The 25960-nt window shown below is 40.3% G+C and carries 19 protein-coding genes; 2 read left to right on the top strand and 17 right to left on the bottom strand.

The window, feature by feature from the left end; all coding sequences use genetic code 11:
* Positions 1 to 55: 55 nt before the first annotated feature.
* The 7 genes from rpsC to rplC are packed head-to-tail and all read right to left on the bottom strand — an operon-like array spanning position 56 to position 3944.
* Positions 56 to 847 carry a 30S ribosomal protein S3 gene (rpsC, locus tag B4N43_RS00980; protein ID WP_075990875.1) on the bottom strand — a complete coding sequence of 264 codons (792 nt, stop codon included), beginning with the start codon at positions 845 to 847 and terminating at the stop codon, positions 56 to 58.
* An 11-nt stretch (positions 848 to 858) separates the two neighbouring features.
* Entirely contained in the window at positions 859 to 1293 is a 435-nt protein-coding gene (gene rplV / locus B4N43_RS00975; protein ID WP_070570408.1) for a 50S ribosomal protein L22, read from the bottom strand.
* 6 nt (positions 1294 to 1299) lie between these two features.
* Positions 1300 to 1566 carry a 30S ribosomal protein S19 gene (rpsS, locus tag B4N43_RS00970; RefSeq protein WP_002997495.1) on the bottom strand — a complete coding sequence of 89 codons (267 nt, stop codon included), beginning with the start codon at positions 1564 to 1566 and terminating at the stop codon, positions 1300 to 1302.
* Positions 1566 to 2393, bottom strand: a complete 828-nt coding sequence (rplB, locus tag B4N43_RS00965) for a 50S ribosomal protein L2 (protein WP_046674867.1) — start codon at positions 2391 to 2393, stop codon at positions 1566 to 1568. The genes rpsS and rplB overlap by 1 nt, the downstream gene beginning before the upstream one ends.
* Before the next feature lie 6 nt (positions 2394 to 2399).
* Positions 2400 to 2690 (bottom strand): 50S ribosomal protein L23, encoded by a 291-nt coding sequence (gene rplW / locus B4N43_RS00960; RefSeq protein WP_075990874.1) that lies wholly within the window; start codon positions 2688 to 2690, stop codon positions 2400 to 2402.
* A 1-nt stretch (position 2691) separates the two neighbouring features.
* Positions 2692 to 3321 (bottom strand): 50S ribosomal protein L4, encoded by a 630-nt coding sequence (rplD, locus tag B4N43_RS00955; RefSeq protein ID WP_075990873.1) that lies wholly within the window; start codon positions 3319 to 3321, stop codon positions 2692 to 2694.
* A gap of 5 nt (positions 3322 to 3326) precedes the next feature.
* The gene (gene rplC / locus B4N43_RS00950; RefSeq protein WP_046674864.1) at positions 3327 to 3944 is read right to left on the bottom strand and encodes a 50S ribosomal protein L3; all 618 of its coding nucleotides are present in this window, start codon (positions 3942 to 3944) and stop codon (positions 3327 to 3329) included.
* A gap of 339 nt (positions 3945 to 4283) precedes the next feature.
* Between rplC and B4N43_RS00945 the strand changes: the two genes are divergently transcribed.
* On the top strand, positions 4284 to 4754 hold the full coding sequence (locus B4N43_RS00945; RefSeq protein WP_075990872.1) for a DinB family protein: 471 nt from the start codon (positions 4284 to 4286) through the stop codon (positions 4752 to 4754).
* 338 nt (positions 4755 to 5092) lie between these two features.
* Here the strand turns inward: B4N43_RS00945 and B4N43_RS00940 are convergent, their stop codons facing one another.
* The 8 genes from B4N43_RS00940 to B4N43_RS00905 all read right to left on the bottom strand — a co-directional run bounded on the left by B4N43_RS00940 (position 5093) and on the right by B4N43_RS00905 (position 18092).
* Complete coding sequence (locus B4N43_RS00940; RefSeq protein ID WP_075990871.1) at positions 5093 to 6046, bottom strand: helix-turn-helix transcriptional regulator; 954 nt, start codon at positions 6044 to 6046, stop codon at positions 5093 to 5095.
* A 142-nt stretch (positions 6047 to 6188) separates the two neighbouring features.
* Positions 6189 to 6542 (bottom strand): DUF7674 family protein, encoded by a 354-nt coding sequence (locus B4N43_RS00935; RefSeq protein WP_286732351.1) that lies wholly within the window; start codon positions 6540 to 6542, stop codon positions 6189 to 6191.
* Between the two features lie 158 nt (positions 6543 to 6700).
* Entirely contained in the window at positions 6701 to 7336 is a 636-nt protein-coding gene (locus B4N43_RS00930; protein WP_088160087.1) for a hypothetical protein, read from the bottom strand.
* Positions 7337 to 7859: 523 nt separating this feature from the next.
* Positions 7860 to 9887 carry a DUF7594 domain-containing protein gene (locus tag B4N43_RS00925; RefSeq protein ID WP_286732350.1) on the bottom strand — a complete coding sequence of 676 codons (2028 nt, stop codon included), beginning with the start codon at positions 9885 to 9887 and terminating at the stop codon, positions 7860 to 7862.
* A 396-nt stretch (positions 9888 to 10283) separates the two neighbouring features.
* Positions 10284 to 11558 (bottom strand): glycoside hydrolase family 88 protein, encoded by a 1275-nt coding sequence (locus B4N43_RS00920; protein WP_088160085.1) that lies wholly within the window; start codon positions 11556 to 11558, stop codon positions 10284 to 10286.
* A gap of 42 nt (positions 11559 to 11600) precedes the next feature.
* Positions 11601 to 12869: a DUF2264 domain-containing protein gene (locus B4N43_RS00915; RefSeq protein ID WP_182983482.1), complete on the bottom strand. Its 1269-nt coding sequence runs from the start codon at positions 12867 to 12869 to the stop codon at positions 11601 to 11603.
* A gap of 167 nt (positions 12870 to 13036) precedes the next feature.
* Complete coding sequence (locus tag B4N43_RS00910; RefSeq protein WP_286732346.1) at positions 13037 to 14797, bottom strand: RagB/SusD family nutrient uptake outer membrane protein; 1761 nt, start codon at positions 14795 to 14797, stop codon at positions 13037 to 13039.
* A 13-nt stretch (positions 14798 to 14810) separates the two neighbouring features.
* Positions 14811 to 18092, bottom strand: coding sequence for a SusC/RagA family TonB-linked outer membrane protein (locus tag B4N43_RS00905; RefSeq protein WP_286732344.1), 3282 nt, complete (start codon positions 18090 to 18092; stop codon positions 14811 to 14813).
* Between the two features lie 136 nt (positions 18093 to 18228).
* On the opposite strand from B4N43_RS00905, the gene B4N43_RS00900 reads away from it, so the two are divergent.
* Complete coding sequence (locus B4N43_RS00900; RefSeq protein ID WP_286732343.1) at positions 18229 to 22104, top strand: hybrid sensor histidine kinase/response regulator transcription factor; 3876 nt, start codon at positions 18229 to 18231, stop codon at positions 22102 to 22104.
* A gap of 195 nt (positions 22105 to 22299) precedes the next feature.
* Here the strand turns inward: B4N43_RS00900 and B4N43_RS00895 are convergent, their stop codons facing one another.
* Together B4N43_RS00895 and B4N43_RS00890 are read right to left on the bottom strand one after the other, a co-directional pair.
* Positions 22300 to 23547, bottom strand: coding sequence for a glycoside hydrolase family 88 protein (locus B4N43_RS00895; RefSeq protein WP_286732342.1), 1248 nt, complete (start codon positions 23545 to 23547; stop codon positions 22300 to 22302).
* A 165-nt stretch (positions 23548 to 23712) separates the two neighbouring features.
* Entirely contained in the window at positions 23713 to 25854 is a 2142-nt protein-coding gene (locus B4N43_RS00890) for a glycosyl hydrolase family 95 catalytic domain-containing protein (RefSeq protein WP_286732340.1), read from the bottom strand.
* Between the last annotated feature and the right edge of the window lie 106 nt (positions 25855 to 25960).

Below are 25960 nucleotides of genomic sequence, written 5' to 3'. Positions count from 1 at the left end.
GTATACTTTTTAAATCTGCTTTTTCAGCAGGTTTTTGTTGTAATCTAAATAACTATTAATCTTTTTTCGGACCACGGTTGTTTCCACCACGGTTTCCACCACGGTTGTTTCCACCGCGACCACCTTTGTTGTTACGGTTGTCACGACGCTCGCCACCACCTTCGTGGTTGCCACGTGATTTTACACCAGATGCTTGACCAATGTTTGGAGATAAGTCACGTTTACCGTAAACCTCACCTTTACAGATCCAAACTTTGATACCGATTTTACCGTATGTAGTCAATGCTTCAGCTAAAGCGTAGTCGATATCAGCACGCAATGTGTGTAAAGGAGTTCTTCCTTCTTTGTATTGTTCAGTACGCGCCATTTCAGCACCACCTAAACGACCAGAACACATGATTTTGATACCTTCTGCACCCATACGCATGGTAGAAGCGATTGAAGTTTTCATTGCACGACGGAATGAAATACGTGCCTCTAATTGTTTAGCGACACCTTCAGCTACTAACTTAGCATCTAACTCAGGGCGTTTGATCTCGAAAATGTTGATTTGAACATCCTTTTTAGTCAGTTTTTTCAACTCTTCTTTGATCTTGTCAACTTCTTGACCACCTTTACCGATAACGATACCTGGACGAGCAGTGTGAATTGTAACAGTGATACGTTTTAAAGTTCTTTCGATAACAACTTTAGCTACACCACCTTTTGCAATACGAACAGAAAGATATTTTCTGATTTTTTCGTCTTCAACTAATTTATCGGAATAGTTTTTACCTCCGAACCAGTTAGAATCCCAACCTTTGATGATTCCTAATCTGCTACCTATTGGATTTGCTTTTTGTCCCATTTCTCAATAAATTAGTTTTGTTCAACGTTTAATTTGCTATCAACTACCAACGTAACGTGATTTGAACGTTTACGAACTCTGTATCCGCGACCTTGAGGAGCTGGACGCAATCTTTTCAATTGACGACCGCCACCTACTGATACTTCTTTTACAATTAGTTCGCTTTCTTCCACTGATTTACCTTCGTTTTTGGCTTCCCAGTTTTTGATTGCAGATAATAATAATTTTTCTACACGAGCAGCAGCTTCTTTACTTGAGTGTTTCAAAATGTATAATGCATTTTCAACACGTTGACCGCGAATTAAGTCTACCACTAAACGCATCTTACGAGGCGAAGTAGGGCAGTTCAATAATTTGGCATCCGAAGCTCCTCCTTTTTGAGCTTTCTCTTGCTCTTTGCGTTGTCTAATTAAGACAGACTTTTTAAGTTTTTTTGTTGCTTCCATTACCTATTATTTTTTCTTTTCTGCGTGGCCTCTGAATGTACGCGTAGGCGCGAATTCACCAAGCTTGTGACCTACCATATTCTCTGTTACATAAACAGGGATAAATTTATTCCCGTTGTGCACTGCGAAGGTATGGCCAACAAAATCAGGTGAAATCATTGATCTACGAGACCATGTTTTGATAACTGACTTTTTGTTAGTTTCATTCATAGAAAGAACTTTTCTTTCTAAGTTGTGATCGATATAAGGACCTTTTTTAATTGAACGAGCCATTATTTTTTCCTTCTCTCAATGATGTAACGATTCGATGTTTTCTTCTTGTAACGTGTTTTGAAGCCTTTAGCTAATACACCTGTACGTGAGCGTGGGTGACCTCCTGAAGTACGGCCTTCACCACCACCCATAGGGTGATCTACTGGGTTCATCGCAACACCACGAACTCTTGGACGACGACCTAACCAACGTTTGCGACCTGCTTTACCTAACACTTGGTTAGATCTTTCATGGTTCGATACTGAACCAATTGTAGCAACACAAGTCAATAAGATCATACGTGTTTCGCTCGAAGGCAATTTGATGATGGCATATTTACCATCACGAGCAGACAATTGAGCATAAGTACCAGCCGAACGAGCAATTGAACCACCTTGACCAGGATTTAATTCAATGTTGTGGATGATAGAACCCAATGGAATGTTTGCTAATGGTAATGTATTACCAACTTCTGGGGCAACTTTATCACCTGCGATTACAGTTTGACCAACTACTAAACCAGCTGGAGCAAGGATGTAACGTTTTTCACCATCAGCGTAATGCAACAAGGCAATACGAGCAGTACGGTTTGGATCGTACTCGATAGTAGCTACTTTTGCAGGGATATCTTTTTTATCGCGTTTGAAATCAATTAATCGGTATACTTTTTTATGTCCCCCACCGAGATAACGCATAGTCATTTTACCGGAGTTATTACGACCGCCTGATTTCTTGTTGATTTTTACTACTAACGATTTTTCAGGAACGTTTGTAGTAACATCAGAGTAGTCAGCGCCTACTCTAAAACGAGTACCAGGGGTTACCGGTTTGAATCTTTTAACTGCCATTTTTTATTATATAGTACTGTAAAAGTCAATAGTTTCGCCGTCTTTAATAGTAATGACAGCCTTTTTATACTTAGGAGCTCTACCAGATACGAAACCTGCTTTTGTGTAACGGCTTTTTGCTTTACCAGCTACTACTGCAGTGTTTACAGCAAGAACTGTAACACCAAACATAGCCTCAACAGCTGCTTTAATCTGGATTTTGTTTGCTCTGTGATCTACTTTGAAAGCGTAACGGTTTAATTTCTCCGTTAACATAGAAGCTTTCTCAGTCAAGATAGGTTTTTTAATAATTTCCATATTACTTAGCTAATGCTTCCTCCAAAGATTTAACAGAATCTGTAGTCAACAATAATTTTGTTGCGTTCAATACATCATATGTATTTAAATCAGATGCAACAATAACTTTTGCTTTTTTCAAGTTTCTGCTTGATTTATAAACAATTTCATCGTAAGCTGGCAATACCAACAATGTTTTCTCATCAGCTACATTCAACGCATTGATTAAAGCAACATAGTTTTTAGTTTTGATAGCATCGAATTTTACTTCATCCAATACCACAATGTTATTATCTTTTGCTTTGTAAGACAATGCTGATTTACGTGCTACTTGTTTCAATTTTTTGTTCAATTTGAACGAGTAGTCACGAGGTTGAGGACCGAATACACGACCACCACCATTAAACAATGGAGATTTGATAGAACCCGCACGAGCACCACCAGTACCTTTTTGTTTGTGTAATTTACGAGTAGAACCCGCGATTTCGTTACGTTGTTTAGATTTGTGAGTTCCTTGGCGTTGGTTCGCTAAGTATTGTTTCACATCCAAATAGATCGCATGATCGTTAGGCTCTAACCCAAATACCGACTCAGGAAGTTGCACCTTGGCACCTGTTTCTTTACCTGATAAATTTAAAACTTTAACTTCCATCTCTACTATTTGTCTACGATTACATAAGAACCTTTAGCTCCTGGAATGGAACCACTAACAACGATAAGGTTTTGCTCAGCGTAAACTTTCAACACCTGTAAGTTTTGAACTTTAACTCTGTCACCACCTGTACGACCAGCCATGCGCATACCTTTGAATACGCGTGAAGGCCATGATGAAGCACCTAATGAACCTGGAGCACGTAATCTGTTGTGCTGACCGTGAGTCGCACCACCTACACCACCAAATCCATGACGTTTCATTACACCTTGGAAACCTTTACCTTTTGAAGTACCGACTACATCTACGTACTCACCTTCTTCAAAAAGAGTAACGTCAACTACGTCACCAAGTTGTTTTGCATCTGGGAAAGTTTTAAACTCTACCAACTTACGCTTAGGCGTTGTGTTTGCTTTCGCAAAGTGCCCTTTCAAAGGAGCTGTCGTGTTTTTCTCCTTAGCTTCGTCGAAACCAAGTTGAATTGCCGAGTAGCCATCCTTTTCTTCCGTACGTATCTGCGTAACCACGCACGGCCCGGCCTGAATCACTGTACAAGGAATATTTTTCCCATCAGCGTTAAACAGGCTCGTCATTCCTACTTTTTTTCCAATAATACCTGACATGTTGTAAATTAATTAATTAAAAGTCCTTCGAAGCAGTAGGGCTTCGCTCAAGACATACTATTCCCATTAAGGGACTGCAAAGTTACAAACATTTTTATAACTGTCAAATAATTAGTGAATTATTTTTTTTATTTTCTAGATCTTTTCTTTATCCGCGTCAAATTTCCGAATAATACCTATCCAGCTCTCCGCTCCGATTAAATCACCTCCAGAAAAATAAAATTACTTGCATTTATTTCTGCTGCCATACAGTTGTCACAGATCACCCTAATTTTGAACTATCGTACAACGCAGAAGGCGATGTATTGCTTACTATAAAAACTTTAAAATACGAGAATCATGAAAACAGAAATCATTTCCAAAAACGAGCTACTTCAGCATTGGTTAGGCCACAGAAACCTGACAAGACAGACTATTGAAAAATTTCCAGAAGAAGGATTGTTCAATTACAAAGTAGAAGGCATGCGCACTTTTGCAGATATGATTAAGGAGCTATTAGGTATTGCTGCGCCAGGTCTCCAAGAAATTGTCACCAACAAGAGCGGCGAACTCAATGAGAATCTCAGTTATTCGACCAAAGCACAATTGCTTCAGGCCTGGGATGAAGCTACTCCTCAGATCAGTGAATTGTTCAATCAAATTCCAGAAGAACGCTTTGCCGAAGAATTCAACCTATTCGGCCAGTACAAATCGCCAGTCATTCACAGCATCCTTTATTTTATCGATAATGAAATCCACCACCGTGGCCAAGGATTTGTTTATCTAAGATTACTTGGTATAGAACCTCCATTTTTTTGGGAAAGAGGGTAGTTAGTCACCTCCTCAAAAACTCATACTCGCACCGATTATCCATTGCGCCGATCTTGAGTCCGTGTTATTCCCACTATTTGAGCATCCTTCGATTTCTATTCGCCCCTCTTTCTGGTCTGATTCGTGCCCTATCGCACATAAATGCGGGGTGAGAAAGAAGTACAACCGTGGTGACTCCGAGTTAAACTCGGAGTCACCACGGACTCATGTCAGACTCACCGCGGATACAAGCTGACTCTGACACGAAGCAGGCTCGAACAGATACCGAAGGCATATCGAATCTCTGCATCCGCAGTTGCTCAAAAAACTACTGTAAATTAGGTTATGGATAGTATCTTTTAGATTTGTTCCAAAGCCGATGAAAGCAGACGCTTTACGACCTCTTTTAACGATTCGGGTTCAATAATTGTTCCTTTATCAGCAAACATCAGATACCAGCGCGCAAAGCCGTTCTCCATATTAATGCATTCGAAATGCATCTCTACATAATTATCGGTGACAGTTTCCTTTTGGAAACCAAAATAGTGACGATCCCATTCCATATAGCGGGCCATATCCTTATCTACTTGCACAACGACTTTTGTCGTGGGAACGTCATGACGTTTATTCAGAAAGAAAGATAACTCGGGATGCTCTTTTCCAAAATCTTCGGCAAGTATTCTAATATTGTTTATTCTGTCCAAACGGAATTGCCTGTAATCTTGTCGTAATCTACAAAAAGCGAGGACATACCAAAACTTGCTCTCCACAAAAATACCCACAGCTTCGATTTCACGCCTTTCTGGAGTTTTATCCGAAGGTTTGGAATAATAGATTTCCACACATTTTTTAGCAGCGATGCTTTCGATCAGTATATTGGTGCCATGGGTTAGCTTCTCATTGAATTGATGACGCCCACCGCGCACCAGAAAGTTATCCCCAACTAAGGCTACCTGTTCTTTTTCGTTACCCCGTAATATGGCTTTCATTTTTAGCAATGCTGTTGTAAAATGATGCGCAAGATTCCGATCTGTATACTTTTCCACCAGTTTCTCCGCTGCCACAAAACTCAATGCCTCCTCTCGGGTAAATTGCAGAGGTGGCATTTTATATCCCTCCACCAAAGAATAACCGCTTCCCGCTTCACCGTAAATCGGAATCCCTGCTTGCATCAGGGATCTGATATCACGATAAATCGTACGCGGACTTACTTCATAGCGTTCTGCCAAAGCAGCAGCAGTGACCACAGGTTTAGCCTGTAGATGCATATAAATAGCAAGTATGCGGTCGAATCTCTTTTGAATATCGGTCATTGGGATAAAAGTACAACAAAAAATACACCGATTTAAGCTTTAAAGTGCAAAGTTAGCTCTCAAACATAATGATAATTCGCTATTCGAAAACTACAATTACAACTATCATATTCTAAATTCATATCCATAGTCCAATCTTAATTTAACCAGGTATTTTTTTCCGATCGTGTAACTTCCAGTAACCATGAGTTCTTCTTAAGGTTCCAACTAGCTTCTGTTTAAATTTGGGTGTACCTGAGAAGTCTAATTTCTCTAAAAAGCTAATAAAAATTGTATTCTGTACCTTCTTATCAACCAAAGGCAAATTTTCGTTAAGAAAAGCTACCACAGCATCAAATAGATCTGAGTTGTCATCATCTATAGCTTTCTGAATATACCGTTTAAGACTTCCCATTTGTAAAGTAATAGAAAAACTATAATCTTCATCCAGAATTTCTTCTTCTAAATTTGGAAATATCCTAATCAAATCGGCGATAAATAAATCTTTATTTTTCATAGCACAATATCAAAACATATTATTCATATCTCTTCTAGCTCTATTTAAGTTGAATAATCTCAAAAATGGCAAAGCTTTAAATTATAAAGCCTTGCCACTAATCTTATCTTTGCACATAACATCTTTCTAAGCCAGCTTATGGATTCCGTCGAAAACAACTATATAACCCCACAATAGATGGAATTCGAGAAGTCTCCCTCCAGTGTATCCCACACACCAACATAAACATGGAGATCACCTGTTTTTCTGCTTATCTCCTCAAATTGCAACGAGCAGGTGCCCTGATTGACATTGGCAATAGAGGTTCTTAGATGCGACTCGGCATCTAAGCTTATCAATCCCAAATTGATTTTATATATGCTACTTTTATACTGATCATCTACAGTCCAGCTAAGATCAATCTGGTCGCCATCCAAGCTTACTTGACAGTTGGCTAATGGGGTAAGCGGACCCGAAAACAGCAATAGCTTTTCAAGGTTAACAAAAGGCTTATTCTCTTCATCTAATTCAAGAGTTTCTTTAAAAATGTGGCGCTGTGCCAATTGGAAAGCACCTACACGACTTCCCTTTTTCGCTAGAGACTGATAGCCAAACTCAAGAATTCTTTTATTCCATGCGGCAAACTTACCTGCAATTTTCTGTTTTTCTCTATTTAATAGCTCGGCCTCGCTAGGCGGAGACGTTCGTTTTCTTTTACCGCCGCGTATGATATTTTGGCCATTCAATAGGTAAGCATTCACCGAACCAAATTTCCCAACAATAGGGCCGTTCGGACCATTTTGTAAAATTGCCATAAAGTTTCTCTCCTTTTGTTTATAATTAATTGGTATATAAATTATTACCAAGATAACACCAAATTCCCTATTAAAAGAGGAGTAACACTATTTTTACTAGGGGTTAGCAGGGGGTTAATAGGGGTATTACCCCTGTTAACCCCCTGCTAATCCCCTGTTATACCCCTATAAAAGCCCTGTTAATATAGAAATTGATATAAGCTAGATATTGTTATGTGCACTAGACGAAAGAGCCTGTATTTGACAGAGAATAGGATCAAATACGACATGAAGAAACATGTCGTAAGATAGAGCGGGTTCAATCCTATAAAACAAAAAAAGTGAAGTACCTTACATACTTCACTTTTCCACATCGTGTTAATAACTTTGTTGAAAACTCAAAAAAATAGCTCTTATTGCTTGATTACCTTTTCTCCAAGGGGCAACCGGTCATATCGCACCAATGTTTCTACATAGAAGAAATGGACATAGGTCAAGCACACACTATAATTACAAAAAACACCTTTTCATTTAGATAAATTGACTAAAGATATTCAATCAACAGCGAAGATGTCTTATCGTTAAAGTTTAAGATTGACAAATCAATGGTATGTCCAGTTAATAGCACAGAATCTCCTGTAAAATCTCCATTTTCATAGAGTGTAACCTTAAAACCTTTTGGAATACTAATACTGCTCAGTTGGTCGTTCGTAACACCCAGTCCTTGCAAATCAGTAAGACTGTAACTTCCAATGCCAAGCTGTTTATACCAGCCACGGAAAGGAGTATCACCATACAATGTCACATTGGTCATAGGCGAAGTACTTAAAGATGGCCCATAAGAGTTAATATAGTAACGCAAATCAGTATATCTGTTGAAACTAGGATTTAACTTTTTCAGGAAACCGAACATCTCGCCCTTCATAATGGATGCCATCTGGACAAAAGCATAGCTGGATCCTGCCGCATTAAACGGTTTATTATAATCAGCTCTAGTTTTGTCAGGAGCCCATTCGGTGTTGACAAATTCAAGATGAATATTATTGTCAGGATCCAAGACATAAGGGGCCATAAAAGAGACCGCATCCCTAATAGATCCACCCAAGACTGGCGTATCATTGGGATTAATTCTTAAATTAACCCATTTTGTAGCACGGTGATTTACCAAACTATCAAGCATATGCCGGCCTCGTTTGATATAAAAAGTGCGACCAATCTGTCCGATAAACTCTAGATCATACACATGATAGGCAAAGGCATCCCTGCCAAGAAAATCTATGCTAGCCCCATCCGCACGATAATTTTTATTATGATGAGTACTAAAATCTGACGTCGCTTGGTTGATAAGCGCTCCATCATTCAGTATATAAGCGATATCAATCATCAACAGATTACGGATAGTTTCCCAATTATTGGTTCTGACCGATTGAGTTTTGTAAAAGTTATATCTTGTCCGTAACCAATTGTCGATCGTCACCCTGCTGTTAGCATCAATTTTTGCACGAATAAGTGAATATCCTGTAAGAAATGGAAGATATATACTTTCATCGGGAGTTTGGCTTGTTGCTGCGTTAACGGCTGCCCAAGAAAGAAGAAATTCCTTCGCCTTATCAACATATTGCCCTGCATTTGCCTGCTCCTGAAACAAAAAATATTGTAGCGCCAACGAATACACCTTAGCTGCATCAGTCTGCACTTTATTCTTGCCATCGGGATCTGAAATTTTTGCAACCGGAACAGGAACTGTATTCAATGCATCATTTGCTTTAACAGTAACTTGATTGTTTATTAGCGTTTGGGCGGCGGATAATGTTGCTAGATCAAGCTGAATGGAGTCAAAGGTTACTTTATCCATGACTAGGTTGCTATAAAAGTTTGGCCCCGATGCTGTATAATCAATTTTCAATTTTGGTCGAAGTCCCACATCCTGTGCTTCTTTAGACTGAAAGTCGGAATAAAATGAAGTAGAACCGGAGGTTTTTCGCTGTGCGACAATCTTAATAGACAATTTTCTGTCCGAATCCAAAGCTTCTTGAATCACTGAGGAGGGAATATCGAGATAGACAATTCCATTTGTAACTTTTAGTTTTCCATTGACCTCTCCAAGCTTTGTCCCTGTCGCTGGCGCATTATTCCAATTGATCGTTTTCTCACCCCAATCTTTTTCAAGCGTTGTGTAGTACAGCCACTTGGCATTTGCTGTATCCGCAGCACTGGAAACCCCACCAGCCAATTCAACACGTGCTGACTGTACACTAGCAACATTGCTGGGCAATGCGGTCAGATCAAAACGCAGATAGATATCCCTTCGATAACCTGGAGCATCATCTTTGGCAATCAGCCAACTATTATCACCATAATTGGTACTGGCGTTAGTCCCATCCTGAACATACGCATCTGCGACGGGCAAAAGGCTGACCTCATTTGCGGAATCAAAAGTAGCTGCTTTTTTTTGCAGCTGAGCAATAGAGCTTTCGGGCTTCAGCATATCCTTATGACAGGCCATCATTGCCGAAAGTGTGCTCATCAGTGCGACTGCAATGAATCTGAGTTTACTGTTTGTTGTTCTCATTCTTTGTTAGATTTATGATATTGGTAGTTTATAATTGGAACAATATGCCTCTAATACATCCGGGAGATGTAGATCATATTGTTTATCTATTGCTACTAATGGAACAGCCCTGAACAAGAGATCCTCCCAATGAAAATTTCTCTTGGCTATTTACCTCTTTTTAGCTCGCTCTGAAATGGATAGTTCTTTCCACGGCTACGTCCTTTAAAAACGATAAGAACTGAACCATCTTTCCATATCAAAGGAGCAGGATTTGATATATGTTTATGGTTCATGATCTATTGTGACCTAATAAAAAATTCGCTCTAAAAATTGTAGTATTCAATAGAATTATTATCATGTCTTTGAAACAATAAATCAAACATTGTTTCAAAGACTAGGCACTTATGATAGTTTCTATGGCTTGATTACCTTTTCTCCTTGGAGCAACCGATCATACCGAACCAATGCCTCTACATAATAGTAATCAGCATAGGTTAAAGGAACATCAACCTCTGTTTTATGTGGAATCGAACCAACACTATGTTTTAAAATATAGCCACCGGCTTCTTTATAATCTGCTTTGTAGGGTTTAGATGATAAAGACCGCAACATCTGCTCAGCCTTTGAGATATACAGCTGGCTTTCACCACCTGTTGTGTATTGCGCCAGTTCCAGCAAAGCCGAAGCGGTCACCGAAGCGGTCGACACATCACGAAGATCTTTCTGGCTATAATATTTACTATCCGGAGTAAGCTTGTTCTGGTCCATATCCCAATAAGGTATCAGATCTTTTGGAAGATTGGGATGATTCAGATAAAACTGTGCAATATGTCGAGCTTGCTCCAAATATTTCTTGTCGCCGGTCTCGCGGTACATCATCGTATAACCATACAGTCCCCAAGACTGTCCCCTAGCCCATGCAGACTCATCAAACGCACCTTGAGCAGTCTTTCTCGAAATAATGCTTCCATCCTTTGGATTGTAATCCACGACATGGTAGGAACTGTAATCTTTTCGGTAGTGATTGACCATCGTTGTATTGGCATGTTGCACCGCAATATCACGATAACGCTTATCACCTGTCATTTTGGAAACTTCCGTCAGAAACTCCAGGTTCATCATGTTGTCAATAATCACTGGGTAAGTCCAAGGTTGGCCATCCCAGTTTTTGCCCCCATCCCATGAACGGATAGTTTTGGGTGCTTCGTGGAAACGGGTCGCCAATGAGGCTGCTCCGGTACTTAAAATTTCCTTATAAGCAGCCGAATCTCCCGTCAAGCGTAATGCATTACCAAAGCTGCAGTACAACATAAAACCCAAATCATGTGTTCCCTTGTTGTTCTTTTCCTTCTCGAGCTCCTTCAACTTACTTTTGGCTTCCGTTAATAGCTTCTCATCTTTGGTATATTCATAGAGATAGAGCACTGTACCGGGATAAAATCCAGAACACCACCAGCTTGAACCCCAATTCACATATTTACCATCTTTATAGGTTGTAGGCATATCCGATTCATCGATCGATGCTGCGAGGTAGGCGATCTGCTTGTGTGCATTTTCTAAATTGGTACGGACAAATTCTTTGTCAAGCCCCAATTTCACTGTCCCTAAGTTTCGCTGACTGGAACAGGAAATTCCCTGCATTCCTAGTCCGATCATTAAAGCCCCCGTAATATAGTGTTGTATCTTCATTTTATCCAGTCCTTAATCTTTGCTTTTTTATTCTTTTTTCGTTTAATAACTTACATAATAGTCCTTGGGAAATTGCTCAGCATTCCAGCATTTTTGGGAAGTCCAGGGTTGTGGAGCACAGGTCCAGAACTCATCGTCTGCCGGTAACCCCAATGGCAAGAATGACAGAGAGGCCACATACATCGAGCCTGCGTTTGTATAGTAATCTGCGAGATTGGATTGTTTATCACCCACTACGCCCATACGCAGCCATCCTGAGGGTGCAAAGGTTTTGTCAATATAAATATGGCGGAGTATCGTGGTCAATGCGGCTCTGACCTGACCCTTCGAAATATCTTCGGGCAGCTTATTTTCTAGAGCAACAGTCGCTAGAGGCTGGAATGCGGCATTTTTATAAGTTGAGGAGCGTCCAACAACGACATAATGCCCTTCCGGAGAGATCATGCGTTCCAGGTGATGCGCATAACGCTGCATTCGTTTATAGGCTCGCTCATACATTTCCTTGTATTTTCCTCCCGCTGAAATGTTATGACGCAGTGACTCCACCTGCATACAATGGATCACATAACCATTGTAGTGGTCAAAACTAAAATGGGCACCATCACTATACCAGCCATCCCCCACATACCATTCCTGATCAAATTTATTGACCGCATAATCGATCTTTTCCCGTGCACATTCCTCTCCTATGCTGTAAAGAAATGTTTCTGTCATTGCCGCAAAAAGCAGCCAATTGCTCTCATTCGGTTTAATTTTGCGCAATAGTTTAAACTCTTCGACGACTCTTTGCTTAGTGGCCTGGTCCAAAGGCTGCCATAAAGCTTTTGGGGCTCTCAGAAAAGCCAGTGCAAGATGCGCTGCATCCACAAGGGTCTGAGATGAAGGTCCTCGCCAAGTAAAATAATCCGGAGATTTTGGATCTACACCATATTGTATACCCAATAATGCTTGGTCACGTAATTTTTTACGCAATTTACCTTCCTCGGTTGCGTCATCCGCTAATTCCAGCCAAGGTGCCATTCCAGCCAACAAACGCCCAAAGGCTTCCAGGTATCCAACGCCGGGATCCCTACTATCAAAAGTCGGGCTCACCTCCATCGGCATATTTTTACGCCATTGTTCCTTACTGATATTGCTCAATATGGGAGCTGCCATCTTGTGTAAGATAGATACCCAATAGGCACGATCGTTCTCGCGGTAATTATTTCTTTCCGACGCGGTAACATTGGCTTTCGCTTCACCAGCAAAAGATGTCGCCAGGGCTCCCATCCCGGCACCGCCCAATAGTTTTAATAAGAGTCTTCTTTTCATTGACATTGGTTTATAACGAACACAATCGAAGTGTTACACAAAACATTAAAAATCTTTATTTTAACTAAAAAAAACAAACAAAAAGAAATCAATCGCTCGAGCAAACGATTGCATGAGCGATTGATAACAACTTCTTTACAGGAGACAGAAAAATCTTCTCCTATTTCTTAATCGTCCCAGCCACTATTTTGTGTCAAGGCTGTGTTTCGTTCCCGTTCCACTTGTGGAATTGGCAATGTATAGAGCTGATCACCTCTCCAGTCATACGGAGAAACGACTCCTCCCCATGCTTGCTTAATGCCGTTTCCTGTGTAAAAGGATGTTTCTTTCAATGTATTCCAACGCAACTCATCAAAATAGATAACACCTTCACACATCAACTCACGACGGCGTTCTTCACGAATTTCTTTCCGAAGATCCTGCTCACCAATTCCTAACGATAACTCTCCAACTCCTGCACGCTTTCTGACCTCATTTACCTTAAGCACAGCTTCGCCTGGTTTTTTCGACTCATTCAATGCCTCCGCCCATAACAAAAGGATATCCGCATAACGCATGACGATATAATCATATGCGCCAGCTTCTCTGTTTGGGATACCTGGATTAGCACCTTCGTAAACAAACTTACGTGGGTAGTAGTAAAAATCAGTGACGATATCCGTTCTCAAATCAAACACGCCACCAAACTCCTGTCTATATGGCCATCTAGAAGTAAAGGTTTGATCTGTTGCACCATTGGCTCCCACAAATGTAGAATATGGTAGAATGACATTGCTAGCTAATCTAGGATCACGATCTTCATAGGCTTTCTTCAGGCGTTCTTCATTACCGGTAGGCAAATACAAAGACATATCAAGCTTGTTTGTCGTCCGTTTTTCTATATTCGATATTTCAGTAGCAGTCAAATTATTCCGAAGGAAAAACACCTCCCTTTGGCCCGGTGCCATCTGATTATAGCCTGGCAAGTAATCGTTCCAATTAAACTTAGATCCATCTTTGCGTTGATAGCGGTCTGCCGCATCAGGGTGTACTAAATAAGTATTCCAATTGGATCCAAATGCTGAGCGCGACCCAAATCTGAACTGATAATCCGAACCGTATCCTGCCAATGCGATATTCTGAATACTAAATATAATCTCCGGACTTTGTTCATTATCTCCTTTAAATAGAGACGCATAATTACTAAACAAACTGTGTCCCAAGTTTTTAACCTGTTCGAAATCAGCGATTGCTTTTGCCCATTCTTTTGTATACATATAAACCTTGCCACGGAGCGCATAAGCGGCAGATTTTGTCACCCTACCAAAGTTTGCATTTCCTTTATCATAGCGATTTGGTAACTGAGCTTCGTTGATACAATCCGTGAGATCTTTAATGATAAAGCTCCAAACTTCCTGTTCAGTATTCCTTGGTTTATCAACTTTGTCCCATTCGATTGGATCGGTATAAATAGGCACTCCTTTATACAACTGATTCAATCGATAATAGTAATAGGCGCGTAAGAATTTTACTTCTGCAGTTAATTTAGCCTTTTTCTCTGCTCCCACTGGTGACACATTGGCTATCCCATAGATCGCATTATTGCTCCGATGAACACCTTCATATAAATTTTGCCAAGTGGATGAAAAAATCCCCGATGAACTTGTTGCCGTTGCATTCATCAAGGTTGAATTATCCCGGCCTTGGAGAGTAACATAGGAATCATATACATAAAGCATCTGACCGAGGCGCAAACCTTGATATACACCATTTACACCTTGGTCCGTAAGGTTTTCAGTTAGCCACATATTATTGGTCAATACCTGTGTTTTAGGTACTGTATCCAATAAATCCTTCTGACAAGCAGAAAACAATGTTGCTGAACCGAGAGTCACGCTAAGCAATATTTTTTTACTCCACAAATTATATTTTTTTATATTATTTTTCATAATCTTTCTCTTTTTAGAATCCAATATTCAAACCAAAAGCAAACTGTTTCATTGTTGGATATTCTGCTCCTGCACCAACTTCTGGATCTAACCCCGGAAAATCAGTAAACATCAATAGGTTCTCTCCAGAGAAAAATACCCTTAAACTACGTACTTTAACTTTTTCAGTTAGTTTCTTATCAAACGTATAACCTATTTGCAAATTTCTAAGCTTTAAAAAATTTGCATTATACAACCAATAATCGCTTGCCTGATTATTGATATTTTCTGCAGAAGTTCCGTATTTCAATCTTGGGAAATATCCATTTTGATTGGTACGTGGATCATTTGGTGCCGCCGGGTTATAGAAATAATGGTCATCTGCAATACGAGTGGTTACCTGGTTACCAAGGATCAACACATTGTTATTATAACCAGCATCTGTCCAATAATACTGTCCTCCAGCCTCTCCTGCCCAAATCATAGACATATCAAGACCTTTATAAGAGAATCCGAGATTAAATCCATAGATATATTTAGGACTTGTCGACGTTCCGGTAAAGTACTGGTCGGCATTATTTCCATAAATACCATCTCCGTTCAGATCGGCATAGATCAAGTCTCCATAATACATCCGTGCATTCGAACCATAGCTATCCGCAATGGCTTGGGATGAGGTTACAAAAGAATAACCAGCAGCTTTCATCGCTTTTGCCCACTCGTAATCCTGATCCGTACGGATCATCCCTGTAGTAGGTCCACCGTTAACATTGACGGATCCGTCGGAATTAAAATAACTACCATTTCCTCTATATACTTGACGTAAATAGAATTCATCCAACTGGTATCCCTCAAGTCTTCGGTTTACACCACCTGTAGATACATCACCTAAATTAGTCTGCCATACCATTTTTCCCGTTCCGTCATCAACCATACCTTGAACCAGCTTACCCTCGTATTCCGTAACTTTATTTTTATTATACGAGAAATTACCACCAATGTTATAACTGAAATCCCCGATCTTATCCCGCCAGTTCAGGTTAAGCTCAATTCCTTTATTACGCATAGCGGCCTGGTTATAAAAGGGAGCACTAGCAGTACCCGCAGTAATTGGCATCTGCGCTGTACGAATAATATTTGAAGTTTTACGATCGTATAAACTTAGTTCCACGGATGCGCGTCGGTTTAATGTTGCAAATTCCAATCCAAGCTCCTTATTTTCGGAATCTTCCCATTGCAACAAGTTATTGCCAAAACGTGACAATCTAAGACCATTAGCCTGCGCGCCGTTGAAAGAATAACCTACCTGGCCATACACACCATGCCATCCATATACGTTGAGATCGTCTCCGCCATCATTCCCTAATTTACCCCACGATCCACGAATTTTAATATCTTGCAAATAAGGATCTACCGCCTTCATAAATGATTCCTTAGACAATATATATCCTAACGAAACAGAAGGGAAAGTACCATATTTCTTGCCAAGACCAAATTTTGATGAACCATCTCGGCGTAAACTAAATTCGGCTAAATATTTCCCATCATAATCGTAGCTAAAGCGACCGAAAAAAGAACGCATGGAGTTATCAGATTCTGCGCCGGAGATGCTATTCATCTCGGTTCCTGTACCGATATTAGTAATGGTAGCATCTATCAATCCTTTTGTAGAAGCACTAAATCCAGAATCGTTGTAATAAAATTCATTATGACCAACTAATGCACCAATCGTATGTTTACCAATCGTCGTGTTATAACGCAATACGTTATCAAAAGATTTTCTGTAAATTTTATTATAGGACTGTCCAGTCGTCGAGGTCGCAAGGTTAACAGGAGTCGACGTAATCGTCATGGTTGAAAAGTCATACCGTGGTGACGGATCAGACCAGGTTTTCACTTCATCAAATCGGCTCTGGTAATTAAATTTCGTTTCAAATGTCAAACCCTTCCAAAGTTTAACATTTGCAAATAAGGTTGCGTTGAGCCGTGTACGTTCATTACTTCCTTTATTATCGTAAAGGTAGGTCAATAAATTGTTCAGCTGAGATGATTCTCCGGAGCTGAGCACAGCGCTTCCAAACTTACTGTCATACATTGGGTAAATACCTGGTGTAGTTTGCCGCAAAAAATTATACAGATTGGCATCTGAAGCCATAGAACGTTCTTCTTTAACAACAAATGTCTGTGTACCCACGGTCAGGAAGTTGGTAACATCTGTCTCCAGATTCACCCGCCCTTCATAGCGTTTCATCCCTGTATTGTGCATAATGCCAGGGTTATCCTGTATTCTTCCAGATAGATTGTAGCGGATATTTTCACTCCCCCCCAAAACACTGACATTATGACTTTTTAACCAGGCATTCTCATAAATCCAATCGCCCCAGTTTGTATTGGGATATGCGACATAATTTGGTATGCCCTGAGCAGTCAAACCATTTGGATCAGCATTTGCCGCCGTCCAGGTATCAATAGCACTTTGCGTATATGGGCCTTTCTCGCCGATATTTTCTGCGGCCTCTTGAAACAAGCTCATATGTCTCAAATAATCGCTTACAAATTCAGGCTTTGCGCTTGGCGTTGTTCTCGAAAACAAACCTGAATATTTTATTTGCGGCGCTTGTCCGCCTTTTCCTTTCTTTGTTGTAATGACAATAACTCCATTCGCGGCCCGCGCACCATAGATAGCTGCCGAAGACGCGTCTTTTAATACTGATATTGTTTCAATATCTTCCGGATTTACTGCATCCATTACCCCCTGAATACCGTCAATAATGACAAGAGCATCATTATTGTTCATGGTACCTGTACCGCGTACGCGAATGGTTGCTCCATCACTACCAGGCTTACCATTACCGACTTTGACTTGGACACCGGCTGCAAGCCCCGAAAGTGCCGAAGATACGTTCGTTACCGCTCTACTTTCAAGCTTCTTGCCATCAATCGTCGCAACCGACCCTAACAATTTCGCCTTCTTCTGTTGTCCGTACCCCACGACTACAACTTCATCAATGGCAGCACTTGTACCATCCATAGTTACATTGACGACATTACGTCCATTGACAACAACTTCCTGATTTTGATAACCGATATAGGAAACGACAATTGTTGCATTGGAGCCAACTGACAATGAATAGGTACCGTTTGCATTTGTAGAAGTAGAAACACTTCCACCCTTTTCTCGAATCGTTACACCCGATAAAGGTGCTCCTTGACTGTCTGTAATCCGCCCCGTAATTGAAATTTTCTGTTGTGCCATACTCGCACCCACAGTAAACATCATCATAGCAGACAGTCCAACTTTGTAAAACTTTGCCATACTTTAGGAAATTAGTTTTATAATAAAAATTGGTTGTTTAATAGGTCAAAGATGAGTCTATAAGCAAATTAAGAGGGGTGAAATTCATAAATATTTGGGGGTAAAATCTTAAATTTGACACAAATACCCCATAACCATGAGCATACTACCTATTTTATCGAGACATTTTTTACTGCTGATATCCATCATTTCCATTGGTCATGCCCAGAATCTGAAATTTGAGACACTGAGCCAGGAGAACGTATTGGATAAACAGGCGGTATTAACAATTGCTCAAGATAAACAAGGTAAACTGTGGTTCGGTGGCGGAGCCAACCTTTTTGTCTATGACTCCCAAAATATCACCAATATCCTCGTACAGGATACGGTATTTAAAAAGGTAGATTACATTAACAAGATTGCCATCAACGCAAATAATGCCCTTTTTATTGCTACAGCAACGCAGTTATTTATTTTCGACATCGACAAACGTAAAGCCGTATTTAAACAGGGAAAACCTTTTCAGGAAAAAATTGCTGTTACCGACATTCAGTTTCTTTCAGACCAGATATTTTTGTGCACTGACAAAGGACTCTATCAGGCTGTCCCGACAGCTGGAACCTACAATCTCAAGAAAATTCTTGACCGTCCGCGGGTGCAATCCATTATTCAAACTAGCCCCAACAACTATATAATAGCCAGTTACAATGGCATAGAATCTTTTTCATTGCAAAATAATCAGGTCCTCCATATCCAGAATCTGATACTGCCTGCGCTCCCTTTAAAAGAACGTATTTTCTGTGCCCTATATCTCCATAAAAACATCCTGTGGGTTGGCACAAAATTGCATGGAATATTCCAATATAACTTCGCTGATAAAAAATGGAATAACTTAACAGAAACAAATAGCAATCTGCTCAGCAATAACATCCGGAAAATTGTCCCAACTAAACAGGGAGACCTGCTGATCGGTACATTAAAAGGACTCTCCATCTTTAATGGGGCACCACATTTCTTAAACTATAAACATAATACCTCCGTCAAAAACTCATTGAGTCAAAATTCAATCTATGATATTTTTATTGATCGACAACAGATCACCTGGATAGGAACTTATTTCGGCGGAATCAATGCCATCTACCCCGAACTGATCCCCATACAGCATTACTCAACACGTTCGCGTCCTGGTCTCAGCCTCAATAGTGATATCACCGGTAGCTTCGCCGAATCAGACAATGCCTATTGGATAGGAACGGAGGAAGAGGGAATCAACAAAATTGACAAAAGAACAGAAACGACCTCTCCTTTGTCAAAATTGACCCGGTCAAACCTGATCAAGGATCTATATGTTAGAGATAACAAAATTTATGCGGCACAGTATGGCGGGGGCTACTCCATTATCGATGCACAATCTGGAAACACACAACACTTTTACCTGGAAAAAGATGTCTTGAATCTCAAAAACAATATTTATAGCATTTACGTCGATCCCGTACATCGCATTTACCTCGGAACCAATAAAGGGCTTTACATCGTCGATCCTGGAAAACCTGCAGCGTATAACGCTGCATTAAAAACAGGTACAATTGATGATATCCAAGCGGACAATAAACAGCAGACTTATTTTCTCAGAGGAGGTACACTTTTTCGCAAAAAACCAAATGAATCAAACATAAACCCAATAAAACAGCTGGATACATTAACGCTAGGTGGGTTTTATGTTCACCCGAACGGGGACATCTGGCTGACATCCAAAGAATACTTATATCATTTTGATCAGCATGATCAATTAACCAAGGTCTCTCGCTTTCCGAACAATTCGCTAGGCTGGCCCATCTTTGTGAACAATCAGGTATGGCTTACCAGTAAAAATGGATTAATATGCTATAATCCCAAAACAAAACATAGCTACCTCCTGAATCAGTATGACGGTTTACCGGTCAAAAATCTACTTGGAGCCAAAGTCTTTGCCAGCAAAACAGGAACACTATTCGTCACAACACTCAATGGCGTAGTTGCCATGGATACCCGAACAATAATTTTCAATCAGACTATCCCCGAGGTACTCTTCCGGAATATCTTTCTCGAAGAGACACCATTGAACTACGGACGGCTTCAGAAAACGACCGATCACAACAGCTATCAGCTCAAACTCCGACATGATGAAAACTTTGTTACGATTAATTTCTCAGGTTCTAATTTCATCAAACCACAAAAGAATAGATACCGATATAAGCTTGATGGCTTTGACAAGGATTGGGTTGAAACAAGTACTCCGTCAATACGATATACCAATATTCCAGTCGGAATGCATACTTTGACCATATTCGCCAGTAACAACGATGGCATTTGGAGCAGTATACCCCTACGGATCAATATCGATATTAAACCTCCCTTTTGGAGAACCTGGTGGGCCTATCTGTTGTATGCCGGCTTGTTTACCTTGGGTGTACATTTTGTCATCAAGTTTGTTGTCGAACGTGAGATGTTGATCAATTCAGAACGGGAACAGGAAAAGAAAATAAAATTCTTTACACAGATATCGCACGAAATTCGCACACCGTTGACTTTGATTACAGCTCCATTAGACGAAATTATTTCCGAAACGGCCAATCTGACTTCTACACAAAACAAAGTAAAACGGATAAAAAAGAATGCCAGTAAGCTCCTTGGTGTTATCAACGAGCTGCTGGACTTTAAAAAATTCGATGACAAACACTTTGTACTGAAGAAAACCGACATCTCTTTTAGAGAATACATAGAAGACACGTTCTACCTACTGAATGACCTTGCCAAAACAAAACATCTCAACTATTATATACGTCAGTTGGATGCAGTAGGATTACAATCCATCGATACCGTGCAATTTGATAAAGTGATGTTTAATCTACTGTCCAATGCTATCAAATACACACCCGATTATGGTACAGTTTACTTGGAGTTGATCGAAAGTGATGACTCGTTTTCCATAAACATAGTTGATAACGGCATTGGCATTGCTACAGACAATCAGTTTAAAATATTTGAAGAATACTATCGTGAAGAACAAGCTAATGATGCGATCGGCACAGGCATTGGATTGGCACTTACCAAACAAATTGTGCTGCAACACAAGGGAGACATTCGTTGTTTTTCACAGGACGATGAAAAAGGAAAATGGACGGTATTTACGGTAACCTTACCGAAACAAGCTGGCGAGAAAGTAGAGCTGCAAGCAATAGGCCTCCTTGGAAAGGAAACAGAAGACGTTAGCACACCTGTACCAAGCACGCTTGATACTTCCTTACAACAAACTATTTTAATTGTAGAAGACAATAAAGAATTATTAGCAACAGTTGTCAATCTATTTCAGGATACCTACACGATCATTACAGCAAACAATGGTGAAGAGGCTCTTTCCAAAGCATTGGAATATATCCCTGATCTGATTATTTCAGACCTCATGATGCCTTACATGGACGGTGCTCAATTGTGTCAGGCCATTAAAACAAATATGGTAACAAGCCACATTCCGTTCATTTTGCTGACGGCCGTAACCGATAGCCATTCACAAACCTTAGCACTAGAACTGGGCGCCAATATCTATTTGACAAAACCCTTCGACAATAAACAACTATTTCTCTCCGCTCAGAATCTCATGGCTATCAGCCACAAAAAGAGTAAAGAATTTCAGGTCAAAACAGCTTCATTCGACAATGAACTTGATGCGCAATTCATCTCATCCCTAAATGAGTTGATCGAAGCTAATATCCAGTCAGATGGCTTTGATGTTAATTATATATCGCGTACAATGGGAATGAGCGCACCAATTCTCTATCGCAAGTTGAAGGCCATATCCAATTTGTCACTCAACAATTATGTCAAAACGTATAGGTTAAACAAAGCGAGAGAATTACTGACATCGACCATGAATATCAGTGAAGTGGCTTATACCGTGGGCTTTTCCGACAGAAAATACTTCAGCAAGGAATTTAAAAAACAGTTTGGATACAATCCATCGGAACAGACCGCGACGCCTAACCAAAGTAGCTAAACCCTGCTATATCGAATTGTGGTCTCTATAAGATCCAATAAACTCCGTAAGAGCCAATAAAAAGACAGAGGTGGCTACGCCACCTCTGTCTTTTAGCTTTAACTGCGCTTTTAATCAAGTTCGAATCTTACTTAAAACAAATCATTTTTTAAACGATCTGATCCCACTAAAATAAGCTTTTAGCTGTTGACAGCCTTATTTAGCAATCTCTTTGATCATTGGTTCGCCCGCCAATAAGCGTTGATATCGGACCAGGGCCTCCACATAATAGTAATCGGCATAGGTCAAAGGCACATCGATTTCCGAATTCAACGGTAGCGCTCCAACGCTATGTTGTAATATATAACCTCCATTTTGACCATAAGGTGCCATATAAGGTGCTTTCGACAGATTTTTAAGAATAGTTTCTGCTTTTTCAAAATAATTCAAAGCTTCGCTCCCTTTCGTATATTGTGAGAGCTCTAACAAAGCAGATGCATATAATGCCGCCGCAGATACATCCCGCAGATCCTTATTCGGATACATTTTATCTGACTGCGCAATTTTATCTTTATCAAAATCCCAGTAAGGAACCAGATCAGCAGGCAAATTCGGATTGCTTAGGATATACTTTGCGATTTGCTGGGCCTGCTTCAAAAATTCTTCCTTCTTTGTCTCGCGGTACATCATGGTATAACCATACAGCGCCCATCCTTGTCCTCTTGACCATGCCGATTCATCAAATGCGCCCTGATGGGTCTTTTTACCAATCGCCTTACCTGTGTTTTTATCATAATCGATCACATGGTATGAACTATAATCTTTTCTAAAGTGATTTTTCAAAGTTGTTTCAGCATGAGATACCGCAATATCATAGAATTTTTTATCTCCAGTCATTTTAGACACCTGTGTCAAAAACTCCAGATTCATCATATTATCGATTATAACCGGATACTGCCATGATCCGTGATCCCAAGAACGGATCGTTTTGGTAATGGGACTATAGCGAGATGCTAAGGAATTCGCACCGGTGCTGAGTACTGGTCCATACTTTTGCGTATCGCCCGTGAGACGAAGTGCATTTCCGAAACTACAGAATAACATAAACCCTAAATCATGTGTGCCCTTGTTGTTCTTTTCTTTTTCTAGATAGGTCAATTTCTCGGTTGCTTTCTTTAATAACCCTTCATCTTTGGTGCCTTCATATAAATACAACAATGTCCCTGGATAAAACCCCGAACACCACCAGCTCGACGAAGAAAATACCTCTTTGCCATTTTCGAAAGTTTTTGGAAACTTTTCTGTCGGAGTTTCGTTCGCCAGGACTTTTATTTGCTTCGCTGCAGCATCTAGCTGCTGCTGAATAAACGCTTTGGATAGATTCGGTTTTGCCGTTTGCGCCTGACCGACAGTCGAAGTACCCAAAATGGCCAATAATAACACGGAAAGTTGTTTTAATTTCATTATTTTCTATTCTTTTATTTTTATTTGGTCAGCGCATTAGCGCTTTAATTCTATACCTAAATAATCCGCTCTTTTTCTTTATTTCAATTGATCGAGGAATATTAAGCAATTGGCTCAAGGAGCTTGAATATTCAGTTTCAACGTAATTTCTTTAGCTTACTTTTATCAATGTACATTAATCAAAGCGATTGCTCCCTTATCAAGCTTCAGATCAATTGTTCCATCTCTCCTTATATCAAACGTACCTTTTCCCTGTATCTTTACCTCTGGTATTCCGATATCGGATTTTAAACGTAGACGACCTCCATATTGACTTTTGATCCGGATGTTGGCCGTTTTTCCATTTTTCCGCTCTGCTGATACGAGATTTCCACCATCTGTCAAAAAATTGGTAAAGGAAACATCCTTCCATTTATGAGGAATAGCAGGAAACACGCGTAATACACCATTCCAATACTGCATACACAATTCTTGAATACTGGCCATCGCTGCCAGTGGGGTTTCTATCACCGGACCACTTTCAGCATATAGTGTATTGGCTTTAATATATTTCTGCAATAGCACATCCAGCGAAGCCAAAGCCGAGTCTCCTCTTCCCATCATGGCATACATAGAGGCAGCCCCCGTAAATGAATAGCCCTGCAACAATTGCTTTTTGCTCTGCCAATGTGCAATAGAGCGCTCAATAAGAGCTTGATTATTTACCTGATCCCAGTTTATATCGTAAAAAGGATAAATCATCATTAGATGCGAATAGTGACGATGCGACTCGCCATACGGTAGATCTTTTGCGATCATAAAGCCATCGACATCTTGTGGATAATCAATCAAGTTGGCCAATACGTCTGTCCAGACAGCATGAAGTTTATCCTTGCCGCCTCTTTCTTGATCCAGCTCAATAAGCGTCTTGAGCCCCCATTTGAAAATAGAAAGATCATAATTTGTATCATAAGCATACCCTTTTGAATATTCTGGTGAATAGGTTTTCACACCGATATGGTATTTTCCTGCTTGATTCTTTTCCAATAAGTGCAAATGATAATTTATCGCTTCCTTCAGTAGCGGAAATAAGCGATCATATACTTCCTGCGACAGGGTCGCTCGATAATATTGATAATAACTATGCAACAGCCATACGAGATTACCTAGCTCCTTTTCACCATCGGAAGCCGCATCCAATGAAACATTTTTTGCCAGAAGAACAGGACTCCATAAGCTTGGCCCCGAGGAGCGACCTACAGCCAAACTGTTATAGCGATAAGGCTCGGGAACATTTTGTCTTAAATTATCTTTATTCCGATCAATCATCTGGATCAACGAGTTTGTAATACCGAGCTGGTTCGCTTTGAAAACAGGGGAATAAGCAAGTTGCATATTAAGATTAAGCCAGTACGCTGGCCACGGAGTTGGACTTGTCCAGGGCCCCTGTAAATCCATAGCGGGTTTATCTGACCTTGTTGCACTGGCAAGCTTATACAGTTGCATTTCATAAAACTGCTGGTAAACCGTATCTGGCAGCTCCAGTGTAGATGCTACAAAATAGTCTGTCCACCACTTGCGATGGGACGCCAGTCCCTTCGTTAACTTTTGTTCTTTAAAATTCTGAACATAATTGATCGCCTTTTTGACATAAGCGGTTCCCTGCTGGTTATAATCTACGGTAATTAAATAGGTATCCACTTCTTTGCCGGATCTGCCACAATAAGCCGTCACATACCCTCCCCCGGCTAGAAGAGGCTGATCAAAATATTTTATTTCGCCTTGGGTGCCAAAACTTCCTTTTGGATTTGTCGGATAGTTTTTCGGTTTTTGCGTATAGCTGAATCCCATCCTTGGGCTGATGGCTTCGTCGGGTTTCCATGTAAGATGGTAATTCCCGTTAAAATCTTTTTTAAATACCTCTAGCAAAATAATGTTGTCATTTGATAAGGTGGTCGTCCGAATTCTCACCATCCCTTGGTCTGTGCCGACTTTCGCCTCAGCATAGGCATCTTTTAAATGAATTTCTCCTTGTGCCTGCACAATCGGGCGTTCAAATTCTATTTCAAAATGACCTAACGACATACGCGCCTGATCAAACAATTTATCGGCCGAATTCGCTCGATGATCATAAATATCAGTTCTTCCAATATCCACACGCATCGAATTCTTACCGGCTAAGTAAGTCATCGTTCCCAGGAGACCATTTCCAGTAAACACTCCTTCATAAATCGTATGGCCCAACACTGGAATTCTAAATTGAGCTGATCCTCCAAATGGCTGGCATAGGATGCAAACGAGTAAAAACAGTATTCTTAGATTCATCATTAGGATTTAATGCTATCAGAGCGACCATAAAGATGCTGGATTATTCTCCTGAAATCAAGCCTCTTTTACGAAAACGATTGAGGAAAATCGAGATCAAGTCCTTTTC

The organism is Sphingobacterium sp. UBA1897, from assembly GCF_002337775.1.
GTDB lineage: Bacteria > Bacteroidota > Bacteroidia > Sphingobacteriales > Sphingobacteriaceae > Sphingobacterium > Sphingobacterium siyangense.
This window is presented reverse-complemented; position numbering and strand designations above follow the sequence as displayed.

What these genes read in the sequence shown, in the direction of transcription:
- rpsC (WP_075990875.1), bottom strand. Translation starts at nt 847, where the DNA reads ATGGGACAAAAAGCAAATCCAATAGGTAGCAGATTAGGAATCATCAAA.
- rplV (WP_070570408.1), bottom strand. Translation starts at nt 1,293, where the DNA reads ATGGAAGCAACAAAAAAACTTAAAAAGTCTGTCTTAATTAGACAACGC.
- rpsS (WP_002997495.1), bottom strand. Translation starts at nt 1,566, where the DNA reads ATGGCTCGTTCAATTAAAAAAGGTCCTTATATCGATCACAACTTAGAA.
- rplB (WP_046674867.1), bottom strand. Translation starts at nt 2,393, where the DNA reads ATGGCAGTTAAAAGATTCAAACCGGTAACCCCTGGTACTCGTTTTAGA.
- rplW (WP_075990874.1), bottom strand. Translation starts at nt 2,690, where the DNA reads ATGGAAATTATTAAAAAACCTATCTTGACTGAGAAAGCTTCTATGTTA.
- rplD (WP_075990873.1), bottom strand. Translation starts at nt 3,321, where the DNA reads ATGGAAGTTAAAGTTTTAAATTTATCAGGTAAAGAAACAGGTGCCAAG.
- rplC (WP_046674864.1), bottom strand. Translation starts at nt 3,944, where the DNA reads ATGTCAGGTATTATTGGAAAAAAAGTAGGAATGACGAGCCTGTTTAAC.
- B4N43_RS00945 (WP_075990872.1), top strand. Translation starts at nt 4,284, where the DNA reads ATGAAAACAGAAATCATTTCCAAAAACGAGCTACTTCAGCATTGGTTA.
- B4N43_RS00940 (WP_075990871.1), bottom strand. Translation starts at nt 6,046, where the DNA reads ATGACCGATATTCAAAAGAGATTCGACCGCATACTTGCTATTTATATG.
- B4N43_RS00935 (WP_286732351.1), bottom strand. Translation starts at nt 6,542, where the DNA reads ATGAAAAATAAAGATTTATTTATCGCCGATTTGATTAGGATATTTCCA.
- B4N43_RS00930 (WP_088160087.1), bottom strand. Translation starts at nt 7,336, where the DNA reads ATGGCAATTTTACAAAATGGTCCGAACGGCCCTATTGTTGGGAAATTT.
- B4N43_RS00925 (WP_286732350.1), bottom strand. Translation starts at nt 9,887, where the DNA reads ATGAGAACAACAAACAGTAAACTCAGATTCATTGCAGTCGCACTGATG.
- B4N43_RS00920 (WP_088160085.1), bottom strand. Translation starts at nt 11,558, where the DNA reads ATGAAGATACAACACTATATTACGGGGGCTTTAATGATCGGACTAGGA.
- B4N43_RS00915 (WP_182983482.1), bottom strand. Translation starts at nt 12,869, where the DNA reads ATGAAAAGAAGACTCTTATTAAAACTATTGGGCGGTGCCGGGATGGGA.
- B4N43_RS00910 (WP_286732346.1), bottom strand. Translation starts at nt 14,797, where the DNA reads ATGAAAAATAATATAAAAAAATATAATTTGTGGAGTAAAAAAATATTG.
- B4N43_RS00905 (WP_286732344.1), bottom strand. Translation starts at nt 18,092, where the DNA reads ATGGCAAAGTTTTACAAAGTTGGACTGTCTGCTATGATGATGTTTACT.
- B4N43_RS00900 (WP_286732343.1), top strand. Translation starts at nt 18,229, where the DNA reads ATGAGCATACTACCTATTTTATCGAGACATTTTTTACTGCTGATATCC.
- B4N43_RS00895 (WP_286732342.1), bottom strand. Translation starts at nt 23,547, where the DNA reads ATGAAATTAAAACAACTTTCCGTGTTATTATTGGCCATTTTGGGTACT.
- B4N43_RS00890 (WP_286732340.1), bottom strand. Translation starts at nt 25,854, where the DNA reads ATGATGAATCTAAGAATACTGTTTTTACTCGTTTGCATCCTATGCCAG.